Genomic DNA, 15,176 nt, shown 5'->3' on the forward strand with positions numbered 1-15,176 from the left:
ATGCCCGCTATGGTAACGCGCGCCCCCGATCAAGGCGACCGACGCCCGACGGTCACGCCGGGCGTTCGGCGGGAAGGCCCCGGCCCGTCAGCTCGCGACCAGGCTGGCCGGGTCGACGCTGTCGAGGCCGAAGGCCTGAGCCACGGCACGGTAGGTGATCTTGCCGTCGTGGACGTTGAGGCCGGGCAGGAAGTGCGGGTCATCGGCCAGCGCCTGCTTCCAGCCCTTGTCCGCCAGGGCGATGATGAACGGCAGGGTGGCGTTGGTCAGCGCCTGGGTGGAGGTGCGCGCCACGGCACCCGGCATGTTGGCCACGCAGTAGTGCACCACGCCGTCGACCACGTAGGTGGGCTCGGCATGGGTGGTCGCCTTGCTGGTCTCGAAACAGCCGCCCTGATCGATGGCGACGTCGACCAGCACGCTGCCCGGCTGCATGTCGGCCAGCTGGGCGCGGGTGATCAGCTTGGGCGCGGCGGCCCCCGGCACCAGCACCGCGCCGATGATCAGGTCGGACTCGCGAATCGCCTCTTCCAGGGAGTCGGCGGTGGAATAGACGGTACGCACCCGCCCTTGGTAGCGATGATCGAGCACCTCCAGGCGCGGCAGCGACTTGTCCAGCACGGTCACCTCGGCACCCAGACCCAGCGCCATGCGCGCCGCGTTCTCGCCGACCACGCCGCCGCCGATTACCGTGACCTTGGCCGGCGCCACGCCGGGCACACCCGGCAGCAGCACGCCGGAACCGCCCTGGGCCTTCTCGAGGCTGTGCGCCCCGGCCTGCACGGCCATGCGACCGGCCACACGACTCATCGGCGCCAGCAGCGGCAGGCCGCCCTGGGCATCGGTGATGGTCTCGTAGGCGATACAGGTCGCCCCGGAAGCCATCAGGCCCTTGGTCAGCGATTCCTCGGCCGCCAGGTGCAGGTAGGTGAACAGGGTCTGGCCCGACGAGAGACGCGCGACTTCCTCGCGCTGCGGCTCCTTGACCTTGAGAATCAGCTCGGCCGCGCTCCACAGCACCTCGACATCGGACTCCAGGCTCGCCCCGGCCGCCTCGAAGGCGCTGTCGGCGAAACCGGAACCGTCGCCGGCCCCGGTCTGCACGATGACCTGATGACCGCGCTCGACCAGTTCACGCACCCCGGTCGGGGTCAGCGCGACGCGATACTCGTGGTTCTTGATTTCCTTGGGAACGGCAATCTTCATGACACCCTCCTGCGATGGACGTGTTGGACAGGGCGAGCCCGTGGATTCACACGCCATTAGTACAGCAGCTTTGGGGGATCACGATAGGCAGCCGGCGCAAAACAAAAACTTCGCCCGGACAGCGGTTTTCTGCCAGAAAAAACCGCGGCAAGAGCGCATGACACGAAAAACTTTCGTGACCTAGGCGGGCTCCATTACCAGGGCGCCGCCATAGGTGTCGCGAAAGGCGGCCGGCAGGCGCCGGGGGCGGCCGCTGGACAGCGCGACGCAAGCGAAGCGGGTGCGGGCCCGCAACAGCGTCGCGCCGTCACTCGGGCGGATCAGCTGGAAGCGCCGCGTCAGCGTCAGCCGGCCGTCGCAGGCCACGATCCAGGTCGCCAGGCGCAGCGCATCGCCGGCGAAGGCCGGCGCCAGGTAGTCCAGCTCATGGCGATGCACCACCATGCCGCGGTCCAGCGCCCGATAATCGTCGAGGCTCAGCCCCAGCGAGCGGGAGTGCGCCCAGCTGGCCTGCTCGACCCAGCGCAGGTATTCGGCATTGTTGACGTGGCCGTAGTGATCGATTGCCGCCTCGTCGACGACAATCGTGATCGTGAAGGGGGCCGCCAGATCCCAGTCCATGCCTTGCCTCCCGGCCGTCTCGGCTAGTCGCGGAACACGCGCACGCCCAGCGCCTTGAGGTAGGCCGTCTCGGGAATCGACGGGTGCACCGGGTGGTCCGGTCCCTGTCCGCCCTGATAGAGGATCTGACCGTGCCGGTCCTGGTGACGCACCGCACCGCGCACGCACTCCACCAGCCGCTCGGTAGCCAGATGCATCGAGCAGGAGGCGGAGAGCAGCAGGCCGTCGCGTCCCAGCAGGCGCATCGCCTCGCGGTTGAGACGCGCGTAGGCGCGCTCGCCGTTGGCGATGTCCTTGCGCCGCTTGATGAACGCCGGCGGATCGAGAATCACCACGTCGAAATGCTCACCGTCGGCCTTGAGCGCGGCCAGGGCCTCGAAGGCATCGGCCTCGCCTACCGCCACCCGGTCGTCCACCCCGTTGAGCGTGGCGTTTTCGGCCACACGCTCCAGCGCCTCGGCGGAACGGTCCACGCACAGTACCTCGCTGGCGCCGTGCGCCGCCGCCTGCACACCCCAGCCACCGATGTAGCTGAACAGGTCCAGCACCCGCTTGCCCTCCACCAAGGCGTTGAGCCAGGCCCGGTTGGGGCGATGATCGTAGAACCAGCCGGTCTTCTGGCCGTCGAGCACCGGCGCGACGAAGCGCACACCGTTCTCCTCGAGCAGTACCTGCTCGGGCAGTTCGCCGTGGACCACCGCCACCTCGCTCTCGAGCTGCTCCTGGCGGCGCCCGGAGGTATCGTTCTTGAACACGATCGCCCGCGGCGAGAGCACCTTGTCCAGCGCCGCGATCACTTCCTCGGCCAGCCGCTCCATGCCCAGAGTATTGAGCTGGACCACCAGCACGTCCCCGAAGCGATCGACCACCAGCCCCGGCAGCAAATCGCCCTCGCCGTGCACCAGGCGATAGAACGGCTTGTCGAACAGCCGCTCGCGCAGCGCCAGCGCCTGGTTGAAGCGGTGCACCAGCAGCGAGCGATCCAGCCTCACGTTGACATCGCGGGATACCACGCGGGCGCAGATCAGCGAGTGCGGATTGACATAGGCGATGCCCATCGGCTTGCCGTTGGCGGCCTCGATGATCGCCTGGCTACCCGGCTCCACCGTCTTGAGCGGCGTGGCCTGGATGTCGATCTCGTTGGAATAGAGCCAGAGATGACCGGCCTTGAGGCGGCGATCGGCGTTCTTCTTCAGGCGCAGGCGTTCGGTCACGGTAACTCCGGTTCAGATCATCGGGAATTGGCGGCATTTTAACGCGCTTGCAGGCCCCCGAGAAAAGTCCACGGGTCTTCATGCGCGGAGAAACGCTGAACAAATCGCCGAGCAGTGTAAAGCGCAAGGCGCACGGAGCACAGAAACCGGAGCCTATGAGTTATAGGTGAGGATTTCGAGCACCGCGCAACGCAGCGATTTGCCTGCGCAGGCATTTGCGTTGTTACTCAACTCTGGCAGCGCGGACAGAACACGCTGGCCCGCTGCCCCAGGGTGACGTTGCGCAGTTCACCGCCACAGCGGCGGCAGGGTTCGCCGGCGCGCCCGTAGACATTGAGGCGCTGGGCGAAGTAGCCGGGCTCGCCCACGCCGCTGACGAAGTCACGCAGCGTGGTGCCGCCCTGGGTGATGGCCGCGGCGAGCACCTCGCGGACGGCCTCGGCCAGTCGCGCGTAGCGCTCCCCCGCGATACGCCCGGCCGGTCGGCGCGGATCGATGCCGGCCAGAAACAGTGCCTCGGCGGCATAGATATTGCCCACGCCCACCACCACGGCGTTGTCCATCAGAAACGGCTTGACCGCCAGGCGCCGGCCGCGGGACAGCCGATACAGACGTTCGCCGTCGAAGTCCGGCGACAGCGGTTCCGGCCCCAGCCTGGCCAGGCGCGGGTCATCGCTCACCCCGCCGCGCAACCAGTCGACGAAGCCGAAGCGGCGCGGGTCGTGATAGCGCAGGATGACCCCGTCATCGACCACCAGGTCGACATGGTCGTGCTTCTTCGGCAGCTCGCCCAGCCGGGCGATGCGCAGGCTGCCCGACATGCCCAGATGCCACAGCAGGGTGCGCGTGCCCACGGGGATCGTCAGATACTTGGCGCGGCGACCCGGCTCGCCGATTTGGCGGCCGACGAGTGCGTCCTCGAGATCCACCGGCACCGGGGTGCGCAGACGGCGCTCGCGCACGATCACCTCGCGGATCTCGCGGCCTTGCAGGTACGGCGCGATGCCGCGGCGGGTAGTCTCGACTTCGGGCAACTCGGGCATGGAGAGACTCCGTCACGAACCGAGGAGAGGGCAAGTCATATAGCGAGCAGAGACGAAAAGACCCGGCAAGGCCGGGTCTTTCTCGGCAGGCGCAACACGCCTGCGGCGGAAGCACAGCTTCACGTGCCGGATCGCGCCACCGCAAAAGGCGCCGCGTTCGACGGCAACGCGTTACTTGATCTTGGCTTCCTTGTACATCACGTGCTTGCGGACCACCGGATCGTACTTCTTGAATTCGAGCTTGTCCGGGGTGTTCCGCTTGTTCTTGTCGGTGGTGTAGAAGTGGCCGGTACCGGCGCTGGACACCAACTTGATCTTGTCACGCATGAGTCTCGTCTCCCCTTAGATGCGCTCGCCGCGCTTGCGAATATCGGTCAGCACCGCCTCGATGCCCTTCTTGTCGATGATGCGCATGCCCTTGGAGGAAACACGCAGCTTGACGAAGCGCTTCTCGGCTTCCACCCAGAAACGGTGGGTGTGCAGGTTCGGCACGAAACGACGACGCGTCTTGCGCTGGGAGTGGGATACGTTGTTACCAGTCACCGGACGCTTGCCGGTAACCTGACATACTTTGGACATGAGAGCCTCCAACCGCTGGGCGAGTTGTTCAAAACCTGTCGGGCAAACCGGGAAGAGAGAATGGCAGGTAACCGCCTTCCGCCCCTTAATTAACCCAAGGAAGTCAAAGGGCGTACTTTATACCAGAGACCCCGTCTTCCGGCAACCGGAAATGGCGACGAAAACGTCTGCCGGCTTCCCCTCGACGCCGACGCTACAGCCAGCCGCGCTCGGCGAACGACACCACCTCGCCGTCGCCGATCACGAAATGATCGAGTACGCGGATCTCGAACAGCGCCAGCGCCTCCTGCAGCCGGGTGGTGATGCGCCGGTCGGCGTCGCTGGGCTCGGCCACCCCCGAGGGATGATTGTGGGCGAAGATCAGGGCGCCGGCCCCCAGCGCCAAGGCCCGTTTGGCGACTTCGCGCGGATAGACCGAGGCACTGTCCAGCGTGCCGCGGGACAGCGACTCGAAACGGATCACCCGATGCTGAGTATCCAGAAACAGGGCGGCGAACTCCTCGTGCCCGAGATGACGCAACTGCGACGCCAGGTAGCTGCGCACCAGCGACGGCGAGGTTAGCGCCCCGCCACGCTCGAGCTGACTGGCCAGGTGCCGGCGGGACAGTTCGAGTACCGCCTGGAGCTGCACGTACTTGGCCTCGCCCAGGCCGTGCTCGGCGCAGAAACGCTGGCGATCGGCTTCCAGCAGCGGCCGCAGGCCACCGAAGGCGCCGAGCAGATCCCGCGCCAGATCCACCGCCGAACGCCCCTTCACCCCCACCCGCAGGAAGATGGCCAGCAGTTCGGCATCGCTGAGCGCATCCGCCCCCAGGCTCAGCAGCTTCTCGCGAGGGCGCTCGCCCTCCGGCCAGTCACGAATCCCCATCGGCTCCCTCCACTCCAGCTCCGGGTGTGTTCACGGCATCCTCACGCAGAATATCAGCAATGATGCATAAATAAATACACACCTCACCCAGGTGGCGTTGTCGGCGCTTCCGGCACGACAGGCCTGCTCCCGGGCAAGCGGCCTCTATACTGAGGCCGCCCACGGCCATCGCCTGGCATGGGATACGCGGCGACCAGCGCGACAAGGAGTCAGGAGATGGCACTTCACAGGGTGGGCAGCCAGTATGCAGACGCCCGGTCGGGTATCGTCCACCTCGGCCTGGGTGCCTTCCACCGCGCCCACCAGGCGGTCTACGTCGAGCGCAACCTGGCGCGCCACGGCGGCGGGGACTGGGGCATCATCAGCGCCAACATCCGTTCCAACCGCCGGCTCGTCGAACTGATGCGCCAGCGCGACCGGCGCTACCACGTCGCCGAATACGCCGACCGCGCGCATGTCACGCTGCGCGAGATCGGCGCGATCCGCGAGACGCTCTACGCCGGTCCCGACGGCGCCGACCTCGAGGCCCTGCTGGCCCGCATGAGCGAACCGGGCGTGCGCATCGTCACCCTGACCGTCACCGAGAAGGGCTACCATCTGAGTCCCGCCGACGGCCGTCTGCTCGTCGACGCCCCGCCGATCGCCCACGACATCGCCGAGCCCGCCATACCGCACAGCGCCCCGGGGATGCTCGTCGAGGCGCTGGCCCGCCGCCGTGCCGCCGGCACGCCGGCCTTCACGGTACTCAGCTGCGACAACATACCGGACAACGGCAGGCGCGTTCGCCGCGCGGTGATCGAGCTGGCGCGCCATCGCGACGAAGGCCTCGCCGAGTGGATCGCCGAGCACGTCGCCTTTCCCTGCAGCATGGTCGACCGCATCGTACCGGCGATGACCGACGACGACGTCGCGCGCCTCGCGGCGCTGGGCGCAGACGACCCGGCGGCGGTGGTCTGCGAGGCCTTCAGCCAATGGGTGATCGAGGACGACTTCCCGCAGGGCCGTCCCGACTGGGAGCATGACGGCGTGCAGATGGTCGCCGACGTCGCGCCCTTCGAAGCCATGAAGCTGCGCCTGCTCAACGGCAGTCACTCGCTGCTCGCCTACCTGGGGGCGCTGGCGGGTATCGAGACCGTCAGCGAGGCCGTGGGTCGTCACCAGTTCGTCGGGCTGCTGCACCGCTACATGGGTGAGGAAGCCGCGCCGACGCTGACCCTGCCGGCGGGCACCGACCTCGATGCCTACGCGGCGAACCTGCTCGCGCGCTTCGCCAACGACAGCCTTCATCACCGCCTGCAGCAGATCGCCATGGACGGCTCGCAGAAGCTGCACCAGCGCTGGCTCGCCGGTGCCCGGGCAAGGATCGACGCCGGCGGCGACGTCGCCTGCACGGCGCTCGGCGTGGCGGCCTGGATTCGCTACACCGCCGGCAACAACCTGGCGGGCGAGAGCCACCCGGTGAACGACCCCATGGCCGAGACCTTCGCCGCCCTGCACGAGGCACACCAGGAACCGGCCGCATTGGTCGCGGCCTTTCTCGCCCTCGATGCCATCGTCCCGCGCGAGCTGGCCGGGAATACCCGCTTCTCCGGGGCGGTGCTCGATGCCTACCGCGCACTGAACGAGAGCGGCGTGGAGGCCGCGATCCGCCGGCTGGGCTGACGCCGACATTACGCACCGCGCCCCGCGAAATGGTAAAGTTGCCCTTTCATTCTCGAAGGTGAACCGTCATGTCGGGTTTCGGGCCGCCCCTGGCCGGAAAGCGTATCCTGCTGGGCATCAGCGGCGGCATCGCCGCCTACAAGAGCGCCGTGCTCGCGCGCCTGCTCAAGAAGGCGGGCGCCGAGGTGCGCGTGGTGATGACCGAGGGCGCCCAGGCCTTCATCGCGCCGCTGACCCTCCAGGCGCTGACCGGCGAGGCGGTGCGCACCTCGCTGCTCGACCCCGAGGCGGAAGCCGGGATGGGCCACATCGAGCTGGCCCGCTGGGCGGAGCTGGTGCTGATCGCACCCGCCACGGCCGACCTGATGGCGCGCCTGGCCCACGGCCACGCCGACGACCTGCTCACCACCCTGTGCCTGGCCACCGGCGCCGACTGCGTGATGGCCCCGGCGATGAATCAGGCGATGTGGGCACACCCGGCGACCCGCGACAACGCCCGTCGCCTCGCGGGCTACGGCTGGCGCCTGCTGGGCCCCGACAGCGGCGACCAGGCCTGCGGTGACGTCGGCGCCGGGCGCATGCTCGAGCCCGAGACGATCGTCGAGCGGCTCCTTTCGACGCCCGACGACGTGCCTGACGTGTCGCCCGATGCCGTACCCACCGATCCGGCAGCCGGCGATACCGACGCGGCCGACCTGACCATCACCCTCACCGCCGGCCCGACCCGCGAGGCGCTCGACCCGGTGCGTTACCTCTCGAACCACAGTTCCGGCAAGATGGGCTATGCGCTGGCCGCCGCGGCGGCCGCCCGCGGCGCCCGGGTGCGCCTGATCAGTGGCCCGGTGGCCCTGGGAACGCCCGCCGGGGTCGAGCGCGTCGACGTCACCTCGGCCGAGGAGATGCTCGAGGCCACCCGCGAGGCCGTCGCCGACAGCGATGTCTTCATCGGCTGCGCGGCGGTTGCCGACTACCGTGCCGCCCGCCCCGCCGAGCACAAGATCAAGAAGACCGACGGCCAGGACACCCTGACCCTGGAACTGGTCAAGAACCCCGACATCATCGCCACGATCGCCGCCGAGACCCCACGCCCCTTCGTGGTCGGTTTCGCCGCCGAGACCCGCGACCTCGAGGCCTATGCCCGTGACAAGCTCGCCCGCAAGAACCTCGACATGATCGTCGCCAACGACGTCTCGCGCGCCGGACTGGGCTTCGGTTCGGACCGCAACGCCGCGCTGATGCTGTGGCGCGGGGCTCAGGGCAGCGAGGGGCGTCGCGAGCTGCCGGCCCAGTCCAAGGCCGCGCTGGCCGAGGCCGTGATCGACCAGGTCATCGCACGCTTTCGCGAGCGTGCTTCCACGAATGCTTCCGCGTCCCGACAGGACTCCCCATGAACGACACCGTTTCCCCGCCCCCGCAAGCCACCCGCCCGCAACTGGCCGTGAAGGTACTCGACGAGCGCGTCCACGCCTACCCGCTGCCGCACTACGCCACCACCGGCAGCGCCGGCATGGACCTGCGCGCCCTGCTCGACGCGCCTCTCGAGCTCGCGCCGGGCGACTGCGAACTGGTGCGCACCGGCCTGGCCGTGCACATTGCCGATCCCGGGCTCGCCGGCATGATCCTGCCGCGCTCGGGGCTGGGCCACAAGCACGGCATCGTGCTGGGCAACCTGGTGGGGCTGATCGATTCCGACTACCAGGGCGAGCTGATGGTCTCGGTCTGGAACCGTGGCCGCGAGCCCTTCGTGCTCGAGCCCGGCGAGCGCCTGGCCCAGTTCGTGCTGGTGCCGGTCGTGCAGGCCGACGTCACGGTGGTCGACGACTTCGCCGCCAGCCAGCGCGGCGAGGGGGGCTTCGGCCACTCCGGCCGACACTAGGGTTTGTCCGAAAAGTCGGCGAGCGACGACCAGGCAAGGCAAAAATCAGCGAAAAAGCGGAGTTTACGGGGTGTAAATGAGCATTTTGAGATGATTTTTAACGCAGCATGGTCGAGCGCAGCCAGTTTTCAGACAAAGCCTAGGCAGACCGGGCCGCCGAGGGCGGCCCACCACCGGCGGACGACCATCCGCCTCGTTCGTTTTGCATCCCATGACCAAGGAGGGACCCATGAGCGATATCACCCCATCCATCTTCCGTGCCTACGACATCCGCGGCACCGTCGATGACACCCTGACCGAGGCCAATGTCGAGCTGATCGGCCGGGCCATCGGCAGCGAGGCCGCCGAGCGCGGCGAGCAGACCGTCATCGTCGCCCGCGACGGCCGCCATTCGGGGCCGCGCCTGCAGGCCGCACTGATCAAGGGACTGACCGCCGCCGGCCGCGACGTCATCGACATCGGCATGGTGCCCACGCCAGTGCTCTACTTCGCCACGCACACCCTCGAGGGCAGCGCTTCCGGCGTGATGGTCACCGGCAGTCACAACCCGCCCGAGTACAACGGTTTCAAGATCGTGCTGGGTGGCGAGACGCTCTCCGGCGACGCCATCACCGCGTTGTACCAGCGCATCGTCGACGACAACCTGACCCACGGCGAGGGCAGCGTTCGCGAGCACGACGTGCGTGACGCCTATCTCGATCGTATCCTCGGCGACGTCAAGCTGGCCGGCCCGATCAAGGCGGTGGTCGATTGCGGCAACGGCGTGGCCGGCGAGCTGGGGCCCCAGCTGGTCGCGCGCCTCGGCGCCGAGACCGTGACCCTGTTCGACGAGATCGACGGCGACTTCCCCAACCACCACCCGGACCCGGGCAAGCTCGAGAACCTCGAGGACGTGATCCGCACCGTCAAGGAGACCAACGCCGACATCGGCCTGGCCTTCGACGGCGACGGCGACCGCCTCGGCGTGGTCACCCCCAAGGGGGAGGTGATCTATCCCGACCGGCTGATGATGGCCTTCGCCGAGGACATGCTCACCCGCAATCCGGGCGCCAAGGTGATCTTCGACGTCAAGTGCACCGGCAACCTCGCCAAGGTGATCGACGAGGCCGGGGGCGAGCCGGAGATGTGGCGCACCGGCCACTCGCTGATCAAGGCGCGCATGAAGGAAACCGGCGCGCAGCTCGCCGGTGAGATGAGCGGGCATATCTTCTTCAAGGAGCGCTGGTACGGCTTCGATGACGGCCTCTACGGCGCCGCGCGACTGCTGGAAATTCTCTCCAAGCAGTCCGGCGACGCCGATGCCTTCTTCGCGCACTTCCCGCAGGATCTCGGCACCCCGGAACTCAACGTCAAGGTCACCGACGACAACAAGTTCGCGATCGTCGACAAGCTGGCGCGCGAGGGCGACTTCGGCAACGACGGCGTCAAGACCACCCTCGACGGCATCCGCGTCGACTACCCGGACGGCTGGGGTCTGTGCCGCGCCTCCAATACCACGCCGGTGCTGGTGCTGCGCTTCGAAGGCAAGAGCCAGGAAGCGCTCGAGCGCATCCAGGGGTGCTTCCGCGACGCCCTCAAGCAGGTCGCCCCGGACGCCGAACTGCCGTTCTGATCCCCACCCCGCCGCCGGCCTGAGGGCCGGCGGCGCCCCCATCCTGAGGAGACCGATCGCCCATGAGCGAACAACCCCGCGATCCCCGCCTCGTCGTCGAGGTGCTCTCCGAGGCGCTGCCCTACATCCAGCGCTTCTCCGGCAAGACCGTGGTCGTCAAGTACGGCGGCAACGCCATGACCGAGGATACCCTGATCGACTCCTTCGCCCGCGACATGGTGCTGATGAAGGAGGTCGGCATCAATCCGGTGGTGGTCCACGGCGGCGGCCCGCAGATCGGCGAGCTGCTCGCCAAGCTCCAGATCGAGTCACGCTTCGTCAACGGCATGCGGGTCACCGATGCCGAGACAATGGATGTGGTCGAGATGGTACTCGGCGGGCTGGTCAACAAGAGCATCGTCAACCTGATCAACCAGTGCGGCGGCAAGGCCATCGGCCTGACCGGCAAGGACGGCGCTCAGATTCGCGCCCGCCAGCTCAAGGTCGAGCACAAGACGCCCGAGATGGCCGCCTCGGAAATCATCGACATCGGCCACGTCGGCGAGGTCGAACACATCTCCACGGACCTGATCGAGATGCTCACCGCCCGCGACTTCATCCCGGTCATCGCGCCGATCGGCGTCGACGCCGAGGGCCGCAGCTACAACATCAACGCCGACCTGGTGGCCGGCAAGGTCGCCGAGGCACTCCAGGCCGAGAAACTGATGCTGCTGACCAACGTCGCCGGCCTGATGGACGCCGGAGGCGAGGTGCTCACCGGACTGACCACCGAGCAGGTCGACGCCCTGATCAGTGACGGCACCATCCACGGCGGCATGCTGCCCAAAATCCGCTGCGCTCTGGAAGCGGTGAAAGGCGGCGTGGCCAGCTCGCACATCATCGATGGCCGCGTGCCGCACGCCACCCTGCTGGAGATCTTCACCAACGCCGGGGTCGGCACGCTGATCTCGAATCAGCCGGCACCCGGGGAGACGGCCTGACACACCGCCCGACGGCAGGATGACCGCTGCTGCCGAAAACGCCTGAGCATGGTTTGCTACCAGGCAGACCCGCCAGTACGATTGGGGACATCATAAAATATTAGAAGAATCCTCATGACGCAGGTAACCACCAAGCAGAACCGCCGCGAGCAGATCCTCCAGGCGTTGGCGCTGATGCTCGAGGAGGACAGCGGCAAGCGCATCACCACGGCCTCGCTGGCCCGCCAGGTCGGCGTCAGCGAAGCCGCGCTGTACCGCCACTTTCCCAGCAAGGCGCGGATGTTCGAGGGGCTGATTGAATTCATCGAGTCGACCCTGTTCGAGCGCATCCGGTTGATCCTCGACGACACTCAGGAGGCCCTGCCCCGCTGTCAGCATATCCTCATGCTGCTGCTGGGCTTCGCCGAGAAGAACCCGGGACTGTGCCGGCTGCTCAACGGCGACGCCCTGACCGGCGAGACCGCCCGGCTGCGGGTACGCATGGGCCAGCTCTTCGAGCGCCTGGAAACCCAGCTCAAGCAGGTACTGCGCGAGGCCGAGCTGCGCGAGGGGATGCGCCCCTCGATGCCGGTCCCCGCCGCCGCCAACCTGCTGCTGGCCTACGCCGAGGGGCGTATCGGCCAGTACGTGCGCAGCGACTTCCGGCGCCGCCCCACCGAACAGTGGGACACCCAGTGGGCACACCTGTCCCGAGAGCTGCTGGCCGGCGTCGCCCAGCCCCAGGCCGGCTGATCAAGATCCTGAAAACGACGACGCCCGGCCTGGAGCCGGGCGTCGTTCATCATGCGGGGCAACACGGAAGCCGGAATCAGGCCGCCATTGTCATCTCGCCGAGCTGCTGGCGAATCTTCTTCATGGCGTTCTTCTCCAGCTGGCGGATGCGCTCAGCCGATACGCCGTAGACGTCCGCCAGTTCGTGCAGCGTCGCCTTGTTCTCGGCCAGCCAGCGGCGCTGCAGGATGTCGCGGGAGCGGTCGTCGAGGCTCGCCAGCGCGTCCTGCAGGCGGCGGGTCGAGTCGGCCTCCCAGTCACTGTCCTCGAGCTGGGTCGCCGGGTCGTAGCTGGCATCGTCGAGGTAATGGGCCGGCGCCTGGTAGCCCTGCTCCTCCTCCTCACTGGGCGAGGCGTCGAAGCCGGCGTCGAACGCGGACAGGCGACCTTCCATCTCGCGCACCACCTCGGGCTTGACGTCGAGATCCTTGGCGATGGCATCGACCTCATCGCTGTTCAGCCAGGCCAGGCGCTTCTTGGCGCTGCGCAGGTTGAAGAACAGCTTGCGCTGCGCCTTGGTGGTCGCCACCTTGACGATGCGCCAGTTTCGCAGCACGAACTCGTGAATCTCGGCCTTGATCCAGTGCACGGCGAACGACACCAGCCGTACGCCCTGGTTGGGGTCGAAGCGCTTGACGGCCTTCATCAGCCCGACGTTGCCTTCCTGAATCAGGTCGGCCTGGGGCAGGCCGTAGCCGGAATAGCTGCGGGCGATGTGCACGACGAAACGCAGGTGGGCCATGACCAGCCGGCGCGCCGCCTCGAGGTCGTTCTCCTCGTGCAGGCGGAAGGCGAGCTCGCGCTCCTCGTCGGCGGTCAGCACCGAAATGCTGTTGACTGCCTGAATGTAGCCGTTCAGGTCATGGCCGGGTGAAAGCTGGCCAATAGGCTGAAGACTTGTGCTCATGCAAGATGTCTCCATGTTGCCCTTGAAGGATCGATGCCGCGTGACCTCGATCCGGTAACCGTTAGTGTTCTAACCTTGTTTCCCCAACCTCGGACCCTCAGCGTAGAAAGAAGTTCAACTTTCGTGCAAGCCGCCGGGGCACCTGTACAGGGAGTTTCTTGATCCGAGTCTAGCGTGGGCGCATGTCGGCCAGGTGACGATGCACGGCGATCCAGCCGCCCAGCCAGCCCACCAGTGTACTCGAAAGCAGGAGCATTGTTGAGCCTTGCCAGCCCAGGGCGGGCATGCCGAAGTGCGCGCCGTAGCTCTGGGCCAGCTCGTGCAGCGGCGCCGCCAGCCAGCGCCCGCCCAGCGCCAGCAGCAGCCAGGCGACCACGCCGCCCCCCAGGCCGTACCAGGCACCGCTGTAGAGGAAGGGGCGGCGCACGAAGGCATGGGTGGCGCCGATCAGCGTCACCACCTCGATCTCCCGGCGGCGGCTCTCCACCGACAGGCGAATCGTATTGCCCACCACCAGCAGAGCACCGAGCCCGAACAGCCCCCCAAGCGCCAGCGTCAGCCGACGCCCGAACGCCGCCAGCCGCCGCAGACGCTCCAGCCAGGCCAGGTCGACACGCACCTCGTCGACTCCCTCGACCGCCTCGAGCTGGTCACCGAGGTCCCGCACCGCCGCGGGCGAGGTATCGACGGGCGAAATCACCACGCTGGCCGGCAGCGGGTTGTCGTCGAGCTCGGCCAGGGCGTCCTCGAGCCCCAGCGCCTGCTGGAATTCGGCCGCCCCCTCGGCGGCGGTGATCAGCCGGGCGCTCGCCACGTCGGGGTGGCGTCTCAGGGTGTCGGCGACTGTCATGGCCCGGCTCTCGCTGACCGAGGGTGACAGGTAGACGGTGAGTGTGGCGCTGTCCTGCAGCCGCCGGCCGACGTCGTCGGCACCGGACAGCGTCAGCCACAGTCCGGCCGGCAGCACCAGGGCGATGCCGATGGCGAGCATGGTCAACAGGCTGCTCAGTGGATGGCGCAGCAGGCGCCGGGCGCTGTCGAGCCCCACGGCCCGATGATGGCGCAGCCAGGCACGAGCGCGACTGTCGATACCCGCTCGCCGGCTGCGCGCCCCGCGCCGCGGCGGCGACTGACGAGACCCCGATGCCTTCTTCATGCGCCCTCCCCGTCGCCGACCTGCTCATCGCTGACCAGGCGCCCTTCCCGCAGGCGCAGCACGCGATGCCGCAACCGCGCGATCAGCGCCAGGTCGTGACTGGCCACCAGCACCGTGGTGCCGATGCGATTGAATTCCTCGAACAGGCGCATGATATCGGCGGACAGCTGGGGATCGAGATTGCCGGTGGGCTCGTCGGCGAGCAGCAGCGGCGGCTTGTTGACCACCGCCCGGGCGATGCCCACGCGCTGCTGCTCGCCCGTGGAGAGCTCGATGGGCAGGGCCCGCTCGCGGTGCAGCAGGCCCACCTTGTCGAGCGCCGCCCGGACCCGCCGGGCCGACTCGTGCGGCTCGACCCCCTGGATCGCCAGCGGCAGGGCGACATTGGCAAAGACATCGCGATCGAACAGCAGCTGGTGGTCCTGGAAGACCACGCCGATCTGGCGCCGGTAGTAGGGAATCTGGCTGGCGTGCAGGCGGTCGATGTCGTGCCCGGCCACCAGCAGCCGCCCCCGGGACGGCCGTTCGAGGCGCATGATCAGCCGCAGCAGCGAGCTCTTGCCGGCCCCGGAGTGACCGGTCAGGAACAGCATTTCGCCGCGGGTGATGCGGAAGTTGATGTCGGCGAGCGCCTCGTAGCGCCCGCCGTAACGCTTGCCGACGTGTTCGAAGGCGATCATG

16 protein-coding genes are annotated in these 15,176 nt (G+C 67.8%); 6 read left to right on the plus strand and 10 right to left on the minus strand.

The genetic code is table 11. The features are described 5' to 3' along the window. Positions 1–87 precede the first annotated feature (87 nt). The 7 genes from ald to radC all read right to left on the minus strand — a co-directional run bounded on the left by ald (position 88) and on the right by radC (position 5,531). The gene (gene ald, locus ACTCB7_RS00470; RefSeq protein ID WP_224415739.1) at positions 88–1,206 is read right to left on the minus strand and encodes an alanine dehydrogenase; all 1,119 of its coding nucleotides are present in this window, start codon (positions 1,204–1,206) and stop codon (positions 88–90) included. Positions 1,207–1,386: 180 nt separating this feature from the next. Beyond that, positions 1,387–1,827, minus strand: coding sequence for an acyl-CoA thioesterase (locus tag ACTCB7_RS00475; protein ID WP_224415740.1), 441 nt, complete (start codon positions 1,825–1,827; stop codon positions 1,387–1,389). A gap of 23 nt (positions 1,828–1,850) precedes the next feature. Further along, the gene (locus ACTCB7_RS00480; protein ID WP_224415741.1) at positions 1,851–3,041 is read right to left on the minus strand and encodes a class I SAM-dependent rRNA methyltransferase; all 1,191 of its coding nucleotides are present in this window, start codon (positions 3,039–3,041) and stop codon (positions 1,851–1,853) included. A gap of 227 nt (positions 3,042–3,268) precedes the next feature. Continuing rightward, positions 3,269–4,084 carry a bifunctional DNA-formamidopyrimidine glycosylase/DNA-(apurinic or apyrimidinic site) lyase gene (gene mutM / locus ACTCB7_RS00485; RefSeq protein ID WP_463005179.1) on the minus strand — a complete coding sequence of 272 codons (816 nt, stop codon included), beginning with the start codon at positions 4,082–4,084 and terminating at the stop codon, positions 3,269–3,271. A 171-nt stretch (positions 4,085–4,255) separates the two neighbouring features. Continuing rightward, entirely contained in the window at positions 4,256–4,411 is a 156-nt protein-coding gene (gene rpmG, locus ACTCB7_RS00490) for a 50S ribosomal protein L33 (RefSeq protein ID WP_016417370.1), read from the minus strand. 15 nt (positions 4,412–4,426) lie between these two features. Continuing rightward, positions 4,427–4,663 (minus strand): 50S ribosomal protein L28, encoded by a 237-nt coding sequence (gene rpmB / locus ACTCB7_RS00495; RefSeq protein WP_163649979.1) that lies wholly within the window; start codon positions 4,661–4,663, stop codon positions 4,427–4,429. 193 nt (positions 4,664–4,856) lie between these two features. Continuing rightward, a complete protein-coding gene (radC, locus tag ACTCB7_RS00500; RefSeq protein WP_463005180.1) occupies positions 4,857–5,531 on the minus strand; it encodes a RadC family protein in 675 nt (224 codons plus the stop codon). A 216-nt stretch (positions 5,532–5,747) separates the two neighbouring features. Between radC and ACTCB7_RS00505 the strand changes: the two genes are divergently transcribed. The 6 genes from ACTCB7_RS00505 (at position 5,748) to slmA (ending at position 12,393) form a co-directional block, all read left to right on the plus strand. Next, complete coding sequence (locus ACTCB7_RS00505) at positions 5,748–7,193, plus strand: mannitol dehydrogenase family protein (RefSeq protein ID WP_463005181.1); 1,446 nt, start codon at positions 5,748–5,750, stop codon at positions 7,191–7,193. Between the two features lie 68 nt (positions 7,194–7,261). Next, entirely contained in the window at positions 7,262–8,584 is a 1,323-nt protein-coding gene (coaBC, locus tag ACTCB7_RS00510; protein ID WP_463005182.1) for a bifunctional phosphopantothenoylcysteine decarboxylase/phosphopantothenate--cysteine ligase CoaBC, read from the plus strand. Further along, a complete protein-coding gene (dut, locus tag ACTCB7_RS00515; protein WP_463005183.1) occupies positions 8,581–9,069 on the plus strand; it encodes a dUTP diphosphatase in 489 nt (162 codons plus the stop codon). Before coaBC ends, dut begins: the two co-directional genes overlap by 4 nt. A 229-nt stretch (positions 9,070–9,298) precedes the next feature. Beyond that, positions 9,299–10,681 (plus strand): phosphomannomutase/phosphoglucomutase, encoded by a 1,383-nt coding sequence (locus tag ACTCB7_RS00520; RefSeq protein WP_463005184.1) that lies wholly within the window; start codon positions 9,299–9,301, stop codon positions 10,679–10,681. Positions 10,682–10,743: 62 nt separating this feature from the next. After that, positions 10,744–11,661 carry an acetylglutamate kinase gene (gene argB, locus ACTCB7_RS00525; protein ID WP_463005185.1) on the plus strand — a complete coding sequence of 306 codons (918 nt, stop codon included), beginning with the start codon at positions 10,744–10,746 and terminating at the stop codon, positions 11,659–11,661. A 114-nt stretch (positions 11,662–11,775) separates the two neighbouring features. After that, on the plus strand, positions 11,776–12,393 hold the full coding sequence (gene slmA / locus ACTCB7_RS00530) for a nucleoid occlusion factor SlmA (RefSeq protein WP_463005186.1): 618 nt from the start codon (positions 11,776–11,778) through the stop codon (positions 12,391–12,393). A gap of 76 nt (positions 12,394–12,469) precedes the next feature. On the opposite strand, the gene rpoH is transcribed toward slmA, so the two are convergent. From rpoH to ftsE, 3 genes are all read right to left on the minus strand, one after another. Beyond that, entirely contained in the window at positions 12,470–13,339 is an 870-nt protein-coding gene (gene rpoH, locus ACTCB7_RS00535) for an RNA polymerase sigma factor RpoH (RefSeq protein WP_463005187.1), read from the minus strand. Positions 13,340–13,508: 169 nt separating this feature from the next. Then, complete coding sequence (ftsX, locus tag ACTCB7_RS00540; protein ID WP_463005188.1) at positions 13,509–14,495, minus strand: permease-like cell division protein FtsX; 987 nt, start codon at positions 14,493–14,495, stop codon at positions 13,509–13,511. Next, complete coding sequence (ftsE, locus tag ACTCB7_RS00545) at positions 14,492–15,175, minus strand: cell division ATP-binding protein FtsE (protein WP_463005189.1); 684 nt, start codon at positions 15,173–15,175, stop codon at positions 14,492–14,494. The genes ftsX and ftsE overlap by 4 nt, the downstream gene beginning before the upstream one ends. Between the last annotated feature and the right edge of the window lies 1 nt (position 15,176).

Source organism: Modicisalibacter sp., from assembly GCF_055145905.1.